Origin of the sequence: Streptomyces sp. NPDC050287 (assembly GCF_044459385.1) — a bacterium.
Classification (GTDB): domain Bacteria; phylum Actinomycetota; class Actinomycetes; order Streptomycetales; family Streptomycetaceae; genus Streptomyces.
Window position 1 is genome coordinate 367,267 of record NZ_JBITIY010000005.1, and the last position, 15,489, is coordinate 382,755.

The 15,489-nt window shown below is 71.5% G+C and carries 13 protein-coding genes and 1 pseudogene; 6 read left to right on the forward strand and 8 right to left on the reverse strand.

All coding sequences use genetic code 11. The features are described 5' to 3' along the window. Window positions 1-265 precede the first annotated feature (265 nt). The gene (locus ACIBK3_RS20240) at window positions 266-1,351 is read right to left on the reverse strand and encodes a WD40/YVTN/BNR-like repeat-containing protein (protein WP_399367156.1); all 1,086 of its coding nucleotides are present in this window, start codon (window positions 1,349-1,351) and stop codon (window positions 266-268) included. 270 nt (window positions 1,352-1,621) lie between these two features. Here ACIBK3_RS20240 and ACIBK3_RS20245 point away from each other — a divergent pair, with 270 nt between their 5' ends. Further along, window positions 1,622-2,206: a hypothetical protein gene (locus tag ACIBK3_RS20245; protein WP_399367158.1), complete on the forward strand. Its 585-nt coding sequence runs from the start codon at window positions 1,622-1,624 to the stop codon at window positions 2,204-2,206. Between the two features lie 128 nt (window positions 2,207-2,334). Here ACIBK3_RS20245 and ACIBK3_RS20250 read toward each other — a convergent pair whose 3' ends face one another. Together ACIBK3_RS20250 and ACIBK3_RS20255 are read right to left on the reverse strand one after the other, a co-directional pair. Then, the gene (locus ACIBK3_RS20250) at window positions 2,335-4,392 is read right to left on the reverse strand and encodes a HEAT repeat domain-containing protein (RefSeq protein WP_399367160.1); all 2,058 of its coding nucleotides are present in this window, start codon (window positions 4,390-4,392) and stop codon (window positions 2,335-2,337) included. A gap of 93 nt (window positions 4,393-4,485) precedes the next feature. Continuing rightward, complete coding sequence (locus tag ACIBK3_RS20255; RefSeq protein ID WP_399367162.1) at window positions 4,486-6,150, reverse strand: acyl-CoA dehydrogenase family protein; 1,665 nt, start codon at window positions 6,148-6,150, stop codon at window positions 4,486-4,488. A 64-nt stretch (window positions 6,151-6,214) separates the two neighbouring features. On the opposite strand from ACIBK3_RS20255, the gene ACIBK3_RS20260 reads away from it, so the two are divergent. Beyond that, window positions 6,215-6,973: a PaaX family transcriptional regulator C-terminal domain-containing protein gene (locus ACIBK3_RS20260; protein WP_399367164.1), complete on the forward strand. Its 759-nt coding sequence runs from the start codon at window positions 6,215-6,217 to the stop codon at window positions 6,971-6,973. Window positions 6,974-7,101: 128 nt separating this feature from the next. Here the strand turns inward: ACIBK3_RS20260 and ACIBK3_RS20265 are convergent, their stop codons facing one another. Together ACIBK3_RS20265 and ACIBK3_RS20270 are read right to left on the reverse strand one after the other, a co-directional pair. Next, on the reverse strand, window positions 7,102-7,908 hold the full coding sequence (locus ACIBK3_RS20265; RefSeq protein WP_399367166.1) for a pectate lyase: 807 nt from the start codon (window positions 7,906-7,908) through the stop codon (window positions 7,102-7,104). A gap of 32 nt (window positions 7,909-7,940) precedes the next feature. Further along, window positions 7,941-8,084, reverse strand: a pseudogene (locus ACIBK3_RS20270) (pectate lyase); the annotation flags it as partial. Window positions 8,085-8,459: 375 nt separating this feature from the next. Between ACIBK3_RS20270 and ACIBK3_RS20275 the strand changes: the two are divergent. Together ACIBK3_RS20275 and ACIBK3_RS20280 are read left to right on the forward strand one after the other, a co-directional pair. Further along, window positions 8,460-8,828, forward strand: coding sequence for a hypothetical protein (locus tag ACIBK3_RS20275; RefSeq protein ID WP_399367168.1), 369 nt, complete (start codon window positions 8,460-8,462; stop codon window positions 8,826-8,828). Window positions 8,829-8,843: 15 nt separating this feature from the next. After that, window positions 8,844-10,193 (forward strand): PHB depolymerase family esterase, encoded by a 1,350-nt coding sequence (locus ACIBK3_RS20280; RefSeq protein WP_399367170.1) that lies wholly within the window; start codon window positions 8,844-8,846, stop codon window positions 10,191-10,193. Between the two features lie 208 nt (window positions 10,194-10,401). On the opposite strand, the gene ACIBK3_RS20285 is transcribed toward ACIBK3_RS20280, so the two are convergent. After that, a complete protein-coding gene (locus ACIBK3_RS20285) occupies window positions 10,402-11,481 on the reverse strand; it encodes an NADH:flavin oxidoreductase/NADH oxidase (protein WP_399367172.1) in 1,080 nt (359 codons plus the stop codon). Window positions 11,482-11,602: 121 nt separating this feature from the next. On the opposite strand from ACIBK3_RS20285, the gene ACIBK3_RS20290 reads away from it, so the two are divergent. Then, window positions 11,603-11,956: an ArsR/SmtB family transcription factor gene (locus ACIBK3_RS20290; protein WP_399367174.1), complete on the forward strand. Its 354-nt coding sequence runs from the start codon at window positions 11,603-11,605 to the stop codon at window positions 11,954-11,956. On the opposite strand, the gene ACIBK3_RS20295 is transcribed toward ACIBK3_RS20290, so the two are convergent. Both ACIBK3_RS20295 and ACIBK3_RS20300 read right to left on the reverse strand, forming a co-directional pair. Beyond that, entirely contained in the window at window positions 11,876-13,264 is a 1,389-nt protein-coding gene (locus ACIBK3_RS20295; protein WP_399367176.1) for a nucleobase:cation symporter-2 family protein, read from the reverse strand. The two genes, ACIBK3_RS20290 and ACIBK3_RS20295, sit on opposite strands and share 81 nt — an antisense overlap. Before the next feature lie 158 nt (window positions 13,265-13,422). Continuing rightward, window positions 13,423-14,784 (reverse strand): FAD-dependent oxidoreductase, encoded by a 1,362-nt coding sequence (locus ACIBK3_RS20300; RefSeq protein WP_399367178.1) that lies wholly within the window; start codon window positions 14,782-14,784, stop codon window positions 13,423-13,425. 209 nt (window positions 14,785-14,993) lie between these two features. Here ACIBK3_RS20300 and ACIBK3_RS20305 point away from each other — a divergent pair, with 209 nt between their 5' ends. Beyond that, on the forward strand, window positions 14,994-15,449 hold the full coding sequence (locus ACIBK3_RS20305) for a DUF6214 family protein (protein ID WP_399367180.1): 456 nt from the start codon (window positions 14,994-14,996) through the stop codon (window positions 15,447-15,449). The last annotated feature ends 40 nt before the right edge of the window (window positions 15,450-15,489 follow it).

A 15,489-nucleotide genomic window follows, 5' to 3' on the forward strand; every position in this document is an offset into this window, starting at 1 on the left:
GGCACAGCGGCCCACGGCGCCTCGCGACGCGATGGTCGACGTCGAGGGTCTGCGAACCGGGTGGAGGACTCGCTCTCCAGGACCCGGCGTACTCGCCCCGCGGCAACTGCGCGCACCTGCGCTGACGCCACACATCAAGGCAGTCGTCCCGGAGAAGGAGGACCAGGCCGCCCACCGGGACAAGCGCCACCTACAGCCGTACGGGCAACGGAGATCAACCGGTGGCCAAGGCCGCACGGCGGGCCGGGCGGTAAGCGCTTCAGGCTCATCCGACCACCGCGGCCCGCACACACAGCACGTCCGGCAGATGCGAGGTCAACTGCCGCCAGCTGTCACCGTCGTCGGCCGACGCGAACACCTCGCCGTTGCGGTTGCCGAAGTAGACGCCGGCCGGGTCGGCGTCATCCGTGCACAGCGCGTCCCGCAGCACCGTGCCGTAGTGGTCCTCCTGGGGCAGGCCCGCCGTCAGCGGCTCCCAGCTCTTGCCCGCGTCCGCCGTCCGGAAGACCCGACATCGCCGGCCCGCCGGCACCCGGTCCGCGTCGGCGTTGATCGGGAACACATAGGCCGTGTCGCCGCGACGGGGATGCGCCGCCACCGCGAAGCCGAACGTGGACGGGAGTCCCTTGCCGATGTCCGTCCAGTGCGCGCCCGCGTCGTCGCTGCGGTACACGCCCCAGTGGTTCTGCAGATACAGCCGGTCCGGGGTGGCCGCGTCCCGTGCGACCTTGTGCACGCACTGGCCGAACTCCGGGTTCGGGTCCGGCAGGAACACCGCGGAGACACCGGAGTTGGAGGGCTCCCAGCTCACGCCGCCGTCCTTGGTGCGGAACACCCCCGCCGTCGACACGGCCACCGTGACCGCGCGCGGATCCCGCTTGTCGGTGAGGACGGTGTGCAGACCCTCGCCGCCGCCGCCCGGCACCCACTTGGACCGCGTGGGGTGCTCCCACAGGGGTCGGACCAGGTCGAAGCTCTCCCCGCGGTCCTCGGAGCGGTACAGCGCTGCCGGTTCCGTGCCCGCGTACACCACGTCCGGCTCGGCGGCCGCCGGGTGCAGCTGCCAGACCCGCTCCAGCGAGGCCTTTGTGTCGGGCGGGAACTTGACCGCCGGCTGGGCCGGCTCGGTCCAGGTCCGGCCCAGGTCGTCCGAGTGGAAGACGGACGGGCCCCAGTGCGCGCTGTCACCGCCGGCCAGCAGCCGCGGACGGTCCCCGCGGGTGTCGATGGCGACCGAATACACCGCCTGTGCGTTGAAGTAAGGGCTTTCGTCGAACTCCCAGGCCGCACCTCGTCTGCGCCCGATGAACAGGCCTTTGCGCGTGCCTACGGCGAGCAGTACCTCGGTCATGCCGGTCACCTCCGCGACGTCTTTGTCCCAGCCACTCGACAGTTTGCACCCCACCACTGACAGTCACCCCCGGAACCGGCTCCGCCGCAGGTCAGCGCGGCGATGGTAACGGTGCCGCGGAACCCGCGGGCCGTTTTCGCGAAGGTGTCGCGCGGGATCGGGACGCGCGCGACCGTCCAGTCGGGAAACCCGCCGTGAGCATCCAGGACCCGGCTCCCGTATGGGAGGGCGGTCCGGCATGTTCGTGCGCTGATGAGGAGGATGCCTGCGATGGCGTTCCGTGGTCCGAAGGTGTGGCTGTGGCGCTGGCGGCGCAATCCGCTCAAGCGGCGCGCCGACGCGGTGGAGGCCTGGCTTGTGCTCGGTGCCTGGGCGCTCACCGTGGTCGCCGGCGTGCTCGCGGGTCTGGGCGTCGCCCGGACCGTGGAGCACAGCCTGGCCCGGGAACGCGTCGAGTGGCATTCGGTCATGGCGCACCTCAGCGAAAAGGCGCCGGGAACGGCGGCCGCGCCCTCCAGCAGGGCGAGCGGCGAGCGAGTGTGGGCCAAGGTGCGCTGGACGGCGCCGGACGGCTCCGAACACACGGGCCAGGCCCGCGTGGACCCCGGCAGCAGCCCCGGGACTGCGGTCGCCGTCTGGACGGACCCCGAGGGCCGCCTGGTGACCAAGCCCGCCACCGCCGGCCAGGCCCGTCTGCGGGCCGCCCTGACCGGCGTCCTGATCGGTGTCGGCGCCGCGGCCATGCCCTTCGTCGGCGGCCGTGTGCTGCGCGGGCGCCTGGAACGCCGGCGTATGGATCAGTGGGACGCCGAGTGGGCACGGTTCGGTCCCCTGTGGGGGCGCACGACGGGCTGAGCGGGAGTCCATCGCCTGCTGCCGAGGGAGAGGGAGACCGCCACCCGCTGTCGGGGGAGTCGGTCACCCGCTGTCGCCAGGGAGTCGGCCACTCGCTGTCGACGGGAGGCGGCACCCGTGCTGCTGTCCTACCCGCCCGCCAGTGCCGCCCGGCACAGTCCGACCAGCCGCTCGTCCTTGGGGATGTCGTGGCTTCCGTGACCGCCGGGAAGCGCGAGGTGGCGTCGCCGCGAGGCCAGTTCCGCCTCCGGCAGGTCTCGTAGCGGCGCGGCGGCCGGTCCCATGTCCACGAGGCACTCGGCGACGTCGGCGCGGGTGTGCGGGTGCTCCGTCCAGCCCGTCCGCAGCACCGGAAGGACGGGCTCGGCGTCCCCGTCGATCCGCCACAGTGCGCACCCGGCCGCCACCCGCTCCCGCACCGGCCCGTCCGCCACGGCGCCTCGCAGCGCGGCCGGTGCCGGACGGGCGGCCGGCCCCATCCGCGACAGCACCTCCACGGCCTGCCGGCGACGACGGTGGTCCCCACCCGCCATCTCCCGCAGCAGGACGGGCAGCACGACGGCCGCCTCCCCCTCCACCTCCCACAACGCACCCGCCGCCGCGCTCGCCCGCTCGGTGTCCAGCAGCCCCCGCAGCACCGGCACCGCCTCCCGCGCGGCGGGCCCGAACAGGCCCAGCGCGCGGACCAGGTGCCCCAGGTGCGCGTCGTCCGGCCGGAGCCCGTCCGACGGTCCGCGCACCAGCCGCATCACCTCCGGCAGGGCATCCCGGTCACCCAGGGTGAGAAGCGCCGACAGAAGAGGTACGGCGAGGTCCGGGGCCCGCGGTGAACCGAGGGGTATCGCGCCGAGCCGGCGCCGCACCACGGGCGCGAGAGACGCCGCTGCCCGGCCCAGGTGGCCGATCGCCTGCCCCAGATCACCGGGGACGACCGGCCCCGCCAGCACCTCCGCGAGAACCGGCACCGCCCGCGGATCCCCGCATCTGGCCAGGGCCTTGAGCGGGTCGCCGAGCAGGAGCGTCCCGCACCGACATCGCCGCACCCACCGGTCGGGCCGGGAAGCCACCAGCGCGGCGAGACGATCGGCGGCCAGCGCGGCCAGGCCGAACAGATCTATGAGGACGGACACCGCCGCATCGGACAACCAGCCGACCTCTTCGTCCAGTTGGGCCCCGATCAGGGTGACGAGGCCGCTGTGGCCGGTCCGCCACTCGCGCAGCAACCCGGCCGCCATCCACACGGCGTTGCAGCGGTCGGTCGGGTCCGGGCTGGTCAACTGCCCGTCGAGGAGGGCGATCCGGTCGGCCACCCGGTCGTCGAGCGCGGTGTGCAGGGAGCGCAGCAGATGGGAGCCCTCCTCGTCCACCGGCCGCAGTCGGTACAGACGGCGGGCGAGCGTCTCCTTGCCGGATCCGCCGGCCACCTCCCGCCGCACGGTGCGCCGCGCTGAGCGTTCCCTGAGCAGCCGGACCGCGAGGGGCACCAGGTCGGACGGGGCCCGGTCGGGAGCACAGCCCACGAGCTGACCGAGCGCCGCGAGCCGCAGCCCCGGCTGGTACGGCGGCCCGCACCGCGCCACCAGCAGCTCCAGCGCCTCACCGGCGTACGCGGGGTGCCGTCGTACGAACACTCCGAGGCTCTCGGTGAGCGCGAGCAGCACTCCGTCGTCGCGCTCCGCCGCGATCCGCTTCCGCAGCACATCCAGGACCCGGGCCGGTTCGTCGAGGAACCGCACCAGCGCGCCCGCGGCAGCCCGGCGCACCGCGGCGTCCGCGTCCCCGGCCAGCCGCACGAAGACCTCGGCCCCGGCCCGGATCACGCGAGCAGCCGACGCCCCGCTGCCTCTGAACCCGTTCAGCTGCCCCGGGGGCCCACCGCTCCCGCGCTCCGGACCGACCTCCGCCTCCTGGCCCACGGTCCCCATGCTCACCAGCAGTTCGACTATCCCGTCCCGCTCCGGCACGGTCTCGTTGCCCGCGAGCGCGAGCAGAAACGGAACGCAGGCCAGTGTCGAGTCGTACACGGTGCCCTGGTCGTGCACCGTGCCGTACATCCGGTCCAGCGCCTCCCCCCTCTCGGCCGGGTCCGGCGAGGCCAGCCCCCGCAGAAGTCCGGGCACGTCCTCCGCGCTGCCGTGCGCATGGCGCAGCGCGGCCCAGTCGACGTCGTCGATCCCCGTGAACACGTTGTCCTCCCCAGGCGAAGTACCACCTGATCGTGAGTCTTCACCACGGCACTGACAACGAAGCGGAACCGGTGCGTGACGGTGTGCAGGGATTCAGTGTCCGAAGGTCAGCGCCCGCCCCAGGATCCCGTCCAGATCGGCCGTCTCGGGAAGGGTGCCGAAGGCGTGGCCCCAGTCGCCGCCGAGCCGGGTCGCGCAGAACGCGTCGGCGACGGCGGGCGGGGCGTGCCGCACCAGGAGGGAGGCCTGCAGGGCGAGGGCCATCAGCTCCACCAGCCGCCGCGCACCCCCCTCCGACGCCTGCGTCAACTGCCCCTTCAGCCGCGTCACGGCCGCGTCCAGTCGGGCGTCCGCCCCCTGCGCCAGGGCGAGTTCGCCGAACAGGGCGTCGGCGGCCTCCGGCTGTCGCCGCAACGCCCGTAGAACATCGAGTGCGTTGACGTTTCCCGAGCCCTCCCAGATCGACAGCAGGGGAGCCTCGCGGTAGTGGCGTGGCATGCCCGACTCCTCGACGTAGCCGTTGCCGCCGAGGCACTCCAGGGCCTCCGCGGTGAAGGCCGGCCCCCGTTTGGTGACCCAGTACTTGCCGACGGCGGTGGCGATCCGCCGGAAGGTCTGCTCCCCGGTGTCCCCGCGCACCGCACGGTCGGCCGCTCCGGCCAGCCGCAGGGTGAGTGTCGTCGCCGCCTCGGACTCCAGCGCCAGATCGGCCAGGACGTTGCGCATCAGCGGCTGGTCGAGCAGCCGCTCCCCGAAAGCGCTGCGGTGACGCACGTGATGTCCGGCCTCGACGAGCGTCTTGCGCATCAGCGTGGCCGACATCATCACGCAGTCCAGGCGCGTGCAGTTGACCATCTCGATGATCGTCTTGACGCCCTGGCCCTCCGGCCCGACCAGCCAGGCCACGGTCCCGTCGAACTCGGGCTCGGAGGAGGCGTTGGACCGGTTGCCCAGCTTGTCCTTGAGCCGCTGGATGCGGAAGGTGTTGCGGCTGCCGTCCGGCAGGACACGCGGCACGAGAAAGCAGGACAGGCCGCCCGGAGCCTGCGCCAGCACCAGGAAAAGGTCGCACATCGGCGCCGACGTGAACCACTTGTGCCCGCGCAGCGTGTACATGCCGGGCTCGGCGGTGGGTGTGGCCGCCGTGGTGTTCGTCCGGACGTCCGAGCCGCCCTGTTTCTCGGTCATCCCCATGCCCGCCAGCAGGCCGCGCTTCTCGGTCGGCACCTTGAGCTCCGGCTCGTACGCGCGGCCGGTGAGCAGGGGCTCGTAGACCTTCGCGAGCTCCGGCTCTTTGCGCAGCGCGGGGACCGCCGCGTACGTCATCGACGTCGGGCACCCGTGCCCGGCGTCGGTGTGCCCCCACACCAGGCCGCCCACCGTACGCGCCACGTGGGCTCCGGGCCGGGCGTCCGCCCAGGGTGCTCCCGCGAGTCCCTCGGTGACCGCGACCCGCATCAGGTGGTGCCAGCTCGGGTGGAACTCGACCTCGTCGACGCGGTGGCCGTACCGGTCGTGCGTGCGCAGGACGGGCTCGTGGGTGTTGGCCTGTTCACCCCACTCCTGGGCCTCGGCGCTGCCGGACCTGAGCCCGAGCCGCCGGATGTCCTCCTCGGCCCAGCCGGCGCCCTCCCGGTGCAGCCCCTCCAGCAGGGCTGTGTCCGCGGACGCGTCGTACGGGGCGAGCAAAGGGGGCTGGTTGGTGACGTCGTGGGTGGCGGCATGCTCGTGCACGGGAATCGAGACCATGGAATCCATGTTGCACTCTCGCTGCGGTTGTAGCAATGATGCAACACAAGAGGCGCCCGTACAGTACGTGACCATGCGGAGGAACGTGTCGGTGGAGCCGGGGGAGGTCGACCTGCGGCCGTTGTCCGCCCGGTCGGTCGTGCTGAGCCTGCTGCTCGGCGCGCATCCACCGGAGCTCGCCGTGAAGGACCTGGTGCGGGCGGTGGAGCCCTTCGGTGTCGGCGGATCCACGCTGCGGGCCGCGCTCAGCCGGATGGTGGCCGCCGGTGATCTGCAGCGCACGGACTCCGTGCACCGCCTCAGTGACCGCCTGCTCGCGCGTCAGCGCCGTCAGGACGACGCCGTACACCCCCGCACGCGCGCGTGGGACGGCGACTGGGAGATGGTGGTGGTCACCGCGACCGGCCGCGGCCCCGCCGAACGCGCCGAGCTGCGCGCCCGGTTGACCGCGCTCCGGCTCGCCGAACTCCGCGAGGGAGTCTGGCTGCGGCCCGCCAACCTGCGCCGACCGCTCCCGGCCGACCTCGCCCCGGTGGCCCAGTGCTACACGGCCCGTCCCGAGCGGCCCGCGTCCGAGCTGGCGGCGAGCCTGTGGCCCCTGGACATCTGGGCCGCAACAGCCCGTGCCCTGCTCGCCCACGTGGCCCGTACGGACCGGCCGGCCGACCGGCTCACCGCGTTCGCGGCCGTCGTACGCCATCTGCTCGCCGATCCCGTCCTGCCTCCCGCACTCCTGCCGGAGGACTGGCCGGGGACGGAACTGCGCACCGCGTACACGGACTACCAGGAGGAACTGGCGGACACGGTGCCCCAGGTCGCGCGTGGCGCATGACGCGACCCGTGCCCCCGCGCGCACGGCGAGGGCGGCACTCTCTGCCCCCATGACGCGGCGGCCGTACGAAGCGCCGTGCAGGGACGCTTCGTACGGCCGCCTCTCACCTCACACGTGACCTCGACGGATCACTTGTAGGTGACGTCCGAGGTGGAGTACTTGCAGTAGGTGCCGTCGGGGCCGGAACCGTTGGTGGTCGGTTCCTTGCCCGAGTTGTTGCCGATGTACTTCTGGCACGGGATGATCTTCTTGCTGCTGTCTCCGACGATCGTGATGCCCCTCAGGGTCGCGCTGTCGCCGTAGTTGGTGTTGATACCGACGAGCTTGTTGCCCTGCCAGGTCGCCTCGATGGTGTTGAGGTTGATCGTCCGCTTGTACTGCGTCGAGCAGTTGCCGCAGGAGCGGACGAAGGTGCCGAAGTTCTTCACGGCGAAGTTCGACACGTTCAGCGTTCCGGCGCCATTGAACTGGAACACCTTGTCGCTGGCTTCCTTCGCGCCACCGCCGGAGACCGTGTACACGTTGGAGGACGAGGAGCCGCGGAACGTGGCCGCGTCCTCACCGACGTCCTCCCACCACACGTTCTGCAGCGTGCAGCTGGCCTTGCAGTGGACGCCGTCGGCCGCCGGGGCGCCGATGATGACGTTCTTCAGCACGGCACCGGCGGCCAGTTCCAGGATCGGTCCCTGGTCCTCGTCCTGGCTGTCGCTGCCCAGTGCGCCGGTGCCGTACAGGCGCTTCATCCCGTAGTCCTTGGTGCCCGAGACCGAGATGGTGGCGGACACCCCCTGGCTGCCGTTCGCGGTGGGCCAGGTGGCGGCGGCCGCCGGGGTCAGGGCTCCACTAGTCATGATCATGCCAACCGATAGGCCGAGGGCGGCCATCGCGCCGGTCAGCGCGCGCATGCGGACGCGCGGACGTGCTGAAGAAGTCATGTCCCTGTTCCTTCTTCCTGTGTGGGGGACGGTCAGAGCTTTCCGGTGCCCGCACCGTTCGTCACCGGGGCGACGACGGAGGAAGCGGGCTCGGCGGAGCAGCTGGAGGGCGAGGTGGTGAAGGTGCCGACCCGCGAGACCTCGGTGGCGGCTCCACCCAGGTCGTTTCCGTGCAGGGGCGAGAGTGGCCGCGCCGGCTGCCGGTGCCTTCTTTGCGCATGTGTACGTGGGGGGAGAGTGCGCATTGCGGGTGCGTCCCTTCAAAGGTGCCTGAAAGTACCTACCTGGCCCAGTACATGAACGTTGTTCTCCATTCTGATCGCTGCGCGTGAGCAGAGTGACCATGTGGGGGTGAGGTGGCGCCGGTCGGTCACACTGCTGAACGGAACGTAGAGGGCAAGCGCTTTCTAGTCAACGCCTCGTGCAGAACACTTTCGGCCACGCCTGGCGAGCGCGGGAGCGAATTCTTTCGAAGCGTGGGAGCGCTTCCATGGCGGCCATGTGCATGCCACGATGCTCGGCGGGCGCTTCCCTTCGAGAGGGGCGAGTCGATGACGTCTCCACGTATGCGTACGTTCATCAGCGGGCTGGTCCCGGTGTCACTCGCGGTGGGTCTGACCGCCCTGGCGCCCGGCCCGGCCGCCGCTGAGGACTCCCGCCCCGGCCGGCAGGGGCCGCTGCCCGACTCCTTCAGCTCGGCGTCCACCGGTCCGCCGATCAGCCTCGAGCCGGACGCCACGCACCCGATGGTCCCGGTGAAGGATCCGGCGGTCTTCCGATGCGGGAACCGCTGGCACGTCTGCGCCACGACCGCCGGCACCGCCACGCTCGCCGAGTTCCCGAGCGGCTTCCGCGACACCGCCGTCGTGCCGTCGAGCCCACAAGGTGAGCTTCGAGGCAGGACGAACCCAACCTGTTGAGAAAGGGGCAAGGACGTGTCCACCACCGCTCACGACACCCCCCGCGCAACCCCCCGCAACACCGCACGGAGACCGCTGCGTTCGGTGCTCGTGGCGCTCCTCGGAGCGCTGGTGCCGTTGCTCGCGGTCACCGTCCTCACCGCTCCGGCGGCCACCGCCCGCCCCCGGGAGGCCGCCGCGGCCCCCACCGCGGCCCTCACCGAAGTCACGAACTTCGGCACCAACCCGAGCAACCTCCAGATGTACCTGTACGTGCCCGACAGCGTCACCGCGCACCCGGCGGTCGTGGTGGCCGTGCACTACTGCACCGGCTCCGGACCGGCCATGTACAACGGCACCGAATGGGCCCGACTGGCCGACCGCTACGGCTTCGTCGTCGTGTACCCGTCGGTCACCCGCGCCAGCAAGTGCTTCGACGTCGCCTCGCCGCAGGCCCTGAAGCGGGGCGGCGGCAGCGATCCCGTCGGCATCAAGTCGATGATCGACTGGGTCACCCGCACCTACAGCGCCGACACGTCGAAGATCTACGCCACCGGGATCTCCTCCGGCGCGATGATGACGAACGTCCTGCTGGGCGACTACCCCGACGTGTTCGCGGCCGGCGCCGCCTTCTCCGGCGTGCCCTTCGGCTGCTTCGCCACCACCGACGGCTCCGAGTGGAACAGTGCCTGCGCGAACGGCACGGTCACCCACACCCCGCAGGAGTGGGGCGACCTGGTCCGCTCCGCCTACCCCGGCTACACCGGGCCCCGGCCGCGGATGCAGGTGTGGCACGGCACCGAGGACGACGTGCTGCGCTATCCCAACTTCGGCGAGGAGATCAAGCAGTGGACGAACGTGCTCGGTGCCGGCCAGACCCCGGCCGCCACCGACTCACCCGTCTCCGGCTGGACCCGCACCCGCTACGGCGCCACCGGTGACCGGGCCCCCGTCGAGGCGATCAGCCTCCAGGGCGTCGGCCACAACCTCTACGCCGACGGCATGGCATCCCGCGCCCTCACCTTCTTCGGCCTCGACAGCTCCGGCCCCGCGCCCCAACCACAGCCGGGCGCCTGCAGGGTGACGGCCACGACCAACGCCTGGAGCACCGGCCTCACCGGTTCGGTGACCCTCACCAACACCGGCACGACCTCGGTCAACGGCTGGCAACTCGGGTTCACCCTCCCGGCCGGCCAGACCATCACCAACGGCTGGGGCGCCACCTACGCCCCGGCGTCGGGTGCGGTGACGGCGACGAACGCGGCGTACAACGCGACGCTGGCCCCGAACGGCAGCGTGACCATCGGCTATCAGGCGAACCACTCCGGCAACAGCGCGGCACCGACGGCGTTCACGTTCAACGGGACGGCGTGCACGGTGAGTTGAGGTCCGAGCGAGGTGACTCCGGTGCTGGTTCCGGGGTCACTCCGCCGCCGGGTTCCGTGGAGCACGAGGATCCCGAGGCCCGCGGATTCCATGACGCCCAGGCCCGCGGATTCCATGACGCCCAGGCCCTCGGATCCCATAACGCCCAGGCCTTCGGATCACCCGACGCCCAGGCTCTCCGACCACACGCGTGAACGCGGCTCTCGGGTCACACGGACCGGTGGTACTGGTCCGGCACATGCACCTCCGCCCCCAGCTCACGTGCCGCGTGCCGGGCCCAGGACGGGTTGCGCAGCAGCTCCCGGCCGAGCAGCACCGCGTCGGCCTCTCCGTTGACCAGGATCTTCTCGGCCTGTTCGACCTCGGTGATCAGGCCGACGGCGGCGACCGGCAAAGTCGTCTCCGCCTTGACGCGAGCGGCGAAGGGCACCTGGTAACCCGGGCCGGTCGGGATGCGGACGCCGGAGGCGTTGCCGCCTGTGGAGGCGTCGAGGACGTCGATGCCGTGGTCCTGGAGGTCGCGGGCGAAGCGGACCGTGTCGTCGGGGGTCCAGCCGCCGTCCTCCAGCCAGTCCGTCGCCGAGATGCGGAAGAACAACGGCTTGTCGTCCGGCCACACCTCGCGCACGGCGTCGACGACCTCGAGGGCGAAGCGGGTGCGGTTCTCGTACGAGCCGCCGTAAGCGTCGGTGCGGTGGTTGGAGTGCGGGGAGAGGAACTCGTTGATCAGGTATCCGTGGGCCCCGTGGATCTCAGCGACCTCGAAGCCGGCGGCGAGGGCGCGACCGGCCGCGTCCGCGAACCGGCCGACGACTTCCTGGATCTGACTGGGCGTCAACTCGGTCGGGACCGGGTGCCGTTCGTCGAAGGCGAGCGCGCTGGGCGCCAGCGGCTGCCAGCCGTACTCCTCTGGACCGACCGGCGCGCCGCCCTTCCAGGGCCGGCCGGTCGAGGCCTTGCGGCCGGCGTGGGCCAACTGGACACCCGGCACCGTGCCCTGGGACACCAGGAAGCGGGTGATCCGGCGGAACGCCTCGACCTGGGTGTCGTTCCAGATGCCGAGGTCGTACGGGGAGATCCGGCCGTCGGGGCTGACACCGGTCGCCTCGACGATGATCAGCCCCGTACCGCCGACCGCGCGGGCCGCGTAGTGCGCGAAGTGCCAGTCGTTCGGGGCGCCCGTGTCGGGCCCCTCCGGGGCTGCCGAGTACTGGCACATCGGGGGCATCCAGACCCGGTTCGGGATGGTCACGTCACGCAGGCTCAGGGGCTGGAAGAGGGCGCTCATGGTGAGCTGCTCCAATCGTCGCGGGGCGATGCACGACTCGTACGATAGGCATCGTAGTACGCCGGATGTCAAACTACGATGACTCTCGTACAATGAGATCCCCCGAGCGAGTGGAGCCACCGTGACCACCCCCGCCGTCAGCAGCCGCGACCTGCCGCATCCGGTGCGCGAGGACATCCGGCTGGAGGGCGTGCTGCACGCGCTCTCCGACCCCGTGCGGCTGCGGATCGCGCGAGAGCTCGCCGCCGACGGCGACGAGCTCTCCTGTTCGCACTTCGACCTGCCGGTCACCAAGTCGACGACCACCCACCACTTCCGGGTGCTGCGGGAGGCCGGGGTGATCCGACAGGTCTACCGGGGCACGGCCAAGATGAACGGCCTGCGCCGGGACGACCTAGACGATCTCTTCCCGGGACTTCTCGACGCCCTGCTCGCCGCCGCCGACCGGCAGGCCGTCCGGCTCCGGGACGCCTGAATCCGCCCTCGCCGGAAGATGGTTGAACAGCAGGTTCAGCACGATCGCGGTCAGGCAGCCCGCGCTGATGCCGCTGTTCATCACCGTCTGGAACCAGTCCGGGAACTTCTCGTAGATCGTCGGCACGCCGACCGGCAGCACACCCATCGCCACCGAGACGGCCACCACGGTCAGGTTGTTGTTGCCCTTGAAGTCCACCTGGGCCAGGGTCTTCAGGCCGCTCGCCGCGACCGTCCCGAACATCACCAGGCCCGCACCGCCCAGCACCGGCGCCGGTACCGCCGCCACCACCGCGCCCAGCTTGGGCAGCAGCCCGAGCAGCACGAGGATGCCGCCCGCGACGGCCACGACCCAGCGGCTGCGCACCCGGGTCATGCCGACGAGGCCCACGTTCTGCGCGTACGCCGTGTACGGGAAGGTGTTGAAGACGCCGCCCAGGACGGTGGACAGGCCGTCGGCGCGCAGACCGTCCGACAGGGAGCGCGGCTCGACCTTCCGGTCGGTCATCTCGCCGACCGCGATCAGGTCACCGGTCGTCTCGGTCATCGTCACCAGGGCCACGACCAGCATCGAGATGATCGCCGACGCCTCGAAGGCGGGCGCGCCGAAGTGGAACGGCGTACTGATGCCGACCCAGTCGGCGTCCCCGACCCCGCCGAAGTCCGTGAAGCCGAAGGGGACGGCGGCCGCCAGGCCCACGGCGATGCCGATCAGCACGGCGATCCGGCTCAGGAACGCCGGCGCGAACCGCTGCACGCCCAGCACCACCGCCAGCACGAAGGCCGCCAGCGCGATGTTCTTCGGCTCGCCGAAGTCCTTGGCCCCGGCGCCGCCCGCGACCCAGTTTCCCGCGACCGGCAGCAGCGAGATACCGATGATCAGGATCACCGTGCCGGTGACGAGCGGCGGGAAGAACCGCAGCAGCCGGCCGAAGACCGGCGCGAGCAGCATGATCGCGAGCCCCGCTACGATCACCGACCCGTAGATCGCGGGCAGGCCGCCGCCCGTGGTGCCGATGAGCACCATCGGCGAGACGGCCGCGAACGTACAGCCCTGCATGATCGGCAGCCGTACGCCGAAACGCCAGAACCCGATGCACTGGATGAGCGTGGCGATCCCGCACACCAGCAGGTCGGCGGTGATCAGATACGCCAGGTCCGCCGGCGACAGCTTCATCGCCCCGCCGACGATCAGCGGCACGGCCACCGCGCCCGCGTACATCGCGAGCACATGCTGGAGGCCGAAGGCGGCGAGTTGCCGTACGGGTGGGACCTCGTCCACGGGATGCACGGATGCGGTGGTTGCCATGGGGACTCCAGAGCGGCGGATGGCTGGGAACATGCGAACAGCACGAGACCGTAAAGGTCTTGAACAGTTTGTTGATGTCGGTGGTGTTGCCGATATGTGTCATGCCCACCCAGTTGCCCGCCGCGCCGCTGTGGAGTCTGCGCCACACCGCTGAGGGGTCATGGACCGCGCCGCTCGGGAGCCATGGACCGCGCCGCTGTCAGCAGTGATTCCCAGTCCGGCAGCTTGACCACGCTTCGCCCCAGCGAGGCCCCGAGCTGCGCCTCGGCCCGCTCGATCGCCTGCCATCCCGCCCACTCGACCGGCTGGATCCCGTCGGCGCGCAGTGCCTCCAGAGGGTCCTCGGGAAGATCTTTGTGTACGAGGGCGGGGGCGTCCTCCAGCAGTGAGGCGACCGTCTCCTTGGCGCACGGCCGGTTGGTGCCGATGACACCCGTCGGACCCCGCTTGATCCAGCCGGCCACGTACTCGCCGGGCGCGACCACGCCCTGCCGCAGGACCCGGCCGGCCAGATGGGGCACCGTCCCGTTCCTCGAGTCGAACGGCAGCCCTTTCAGCGGCACCCCGCGATAACCCACCGAGCGCAGCACCAACTGCGCCTCGATCTCCTCGAACCGCCCCGAGCCCGTCACCCCGCCCTGCCCGTCCGGAACCGTCCGCTCGAAGCGCACCGCGCCCACCCGCCCCCGCTCGGCGAGGAGCTCGACGGGCCGCAGGAAGAACCGCAGCCGGATCCGGCGGGACGCGGCCTCCTGGGCCGGGGCGTTCGCCCAGCCCCGCAGCACCTCCACGTTGCGGCGCTGCGTGGCGGGCAACCCGGAGGGATCCTCATAGCCCGGGTCCAGCGCCAGCTCCTGCGGATCGACCGTCACCTGGGTGCCCGGCAGGCCGCCCAGCTCACGCAGTTCCTTGGTGGTGAAGCGGGCCTGGGAGGGGCCGCGCCGGCCCACCATGTGGATCTCGGTCACCTGGCTCGCCGCCAGCGCGGCCAGCGCCCCCTGCGGCATGTCGGTCGGGTTCAGCTCCGCCAGGCCCCGGGCCAGCATCCGGGTGACGTCCACGGCGACGTTTCCCACGCCGATGACCACCGCGGAGCGGGCTCCGACGACGAAACCGTCGGCCGCGGAGTCCGGATGCGCGCTGTACCAGGACACGAACTCCGTCGCCGACCAGCTGCCCGGCAGATCTTCCCCGGGAATGCCCAGATGCCGGTCGGTGGCGGCGCCCACGCAGTACACGACGGCGTGGTACAGCTCCCGCAGCCGCGCGGCCGGTACTCCGTCGGGGCCGATGTGCACGCCCCCCAGGAACCGCACGCGCTCGTGCTCCAGGACCGTGCGCAGATTGTTCTGCAGCGACTTGATCTTCTCGTGGTCCGGTGCCACGCCGTACCGCACCAGCCCGTAGGGGCACGGCAGCCGGTCCAGGACGTCGACGAGCACCTCGGGATCCTGCTGGACCAGGCCCTGGGCGGTGTAGCACCCGCTCGGCCCGGAACCCACGACGGCGACACGGAGCACGGCCGACTCCTAATCTGAGGGATCCCGTGGATCCGCAGGAGATCGCTGACGCTCCCAGGATCGCACCGTCGCCGCTCCGCTGTCAGGGTGCCGCGCGCGGTGCGGACACGCGTGTCCGTTCGTATGGAATGTGATCATGCGGTTACGTTGCGTGTGTGCTAGACGCATCCTTTCTTCATCTTTCTGATCGTTGTCCGACGGACGGCGCCGTGTCCGTGCGGCGCGCGTGGGAAGTGCGGGAGGACGGGGCGGCGACCTCGTGGTTCGACGTCCGGCTGGAGTTCGCCGACGGTGCCCGGGTCGACGCGCTCGCCGTGGTGTCCGGCGAGGGCCTCTCGGTCGAGGACGTCCGGGCCCGGCCCGCGCTCTCGCTCGACGACCTGTCCGTCCTCGCCGACTGGATCGAGGGGCCCCTCTGCGAGGCCTGCGGCATCGGGCCCGCGCCCGGCGAGACGTCCGGGCCACGCAGGGCCCGCCCCGCGTGGCCGCGGGGCGTCGAGGGGCGGTGGCTCGTCGCGCGGGAGTACCGGGCGGCCCAGGAGGGGGGCGCCGATCCCGTCGTCGCGGTGATGTCCGCGACCGGACACAGCCGCCGCAAGTCCCTCAGGCTGATCGCGCAGGCGCGGGACGAGGGTTTCCTGACGCCACGTCATGCTCGGCGCTGAGCAGGGTCGTTGGGGACTCGCCGACCACTGCACCGCAGTC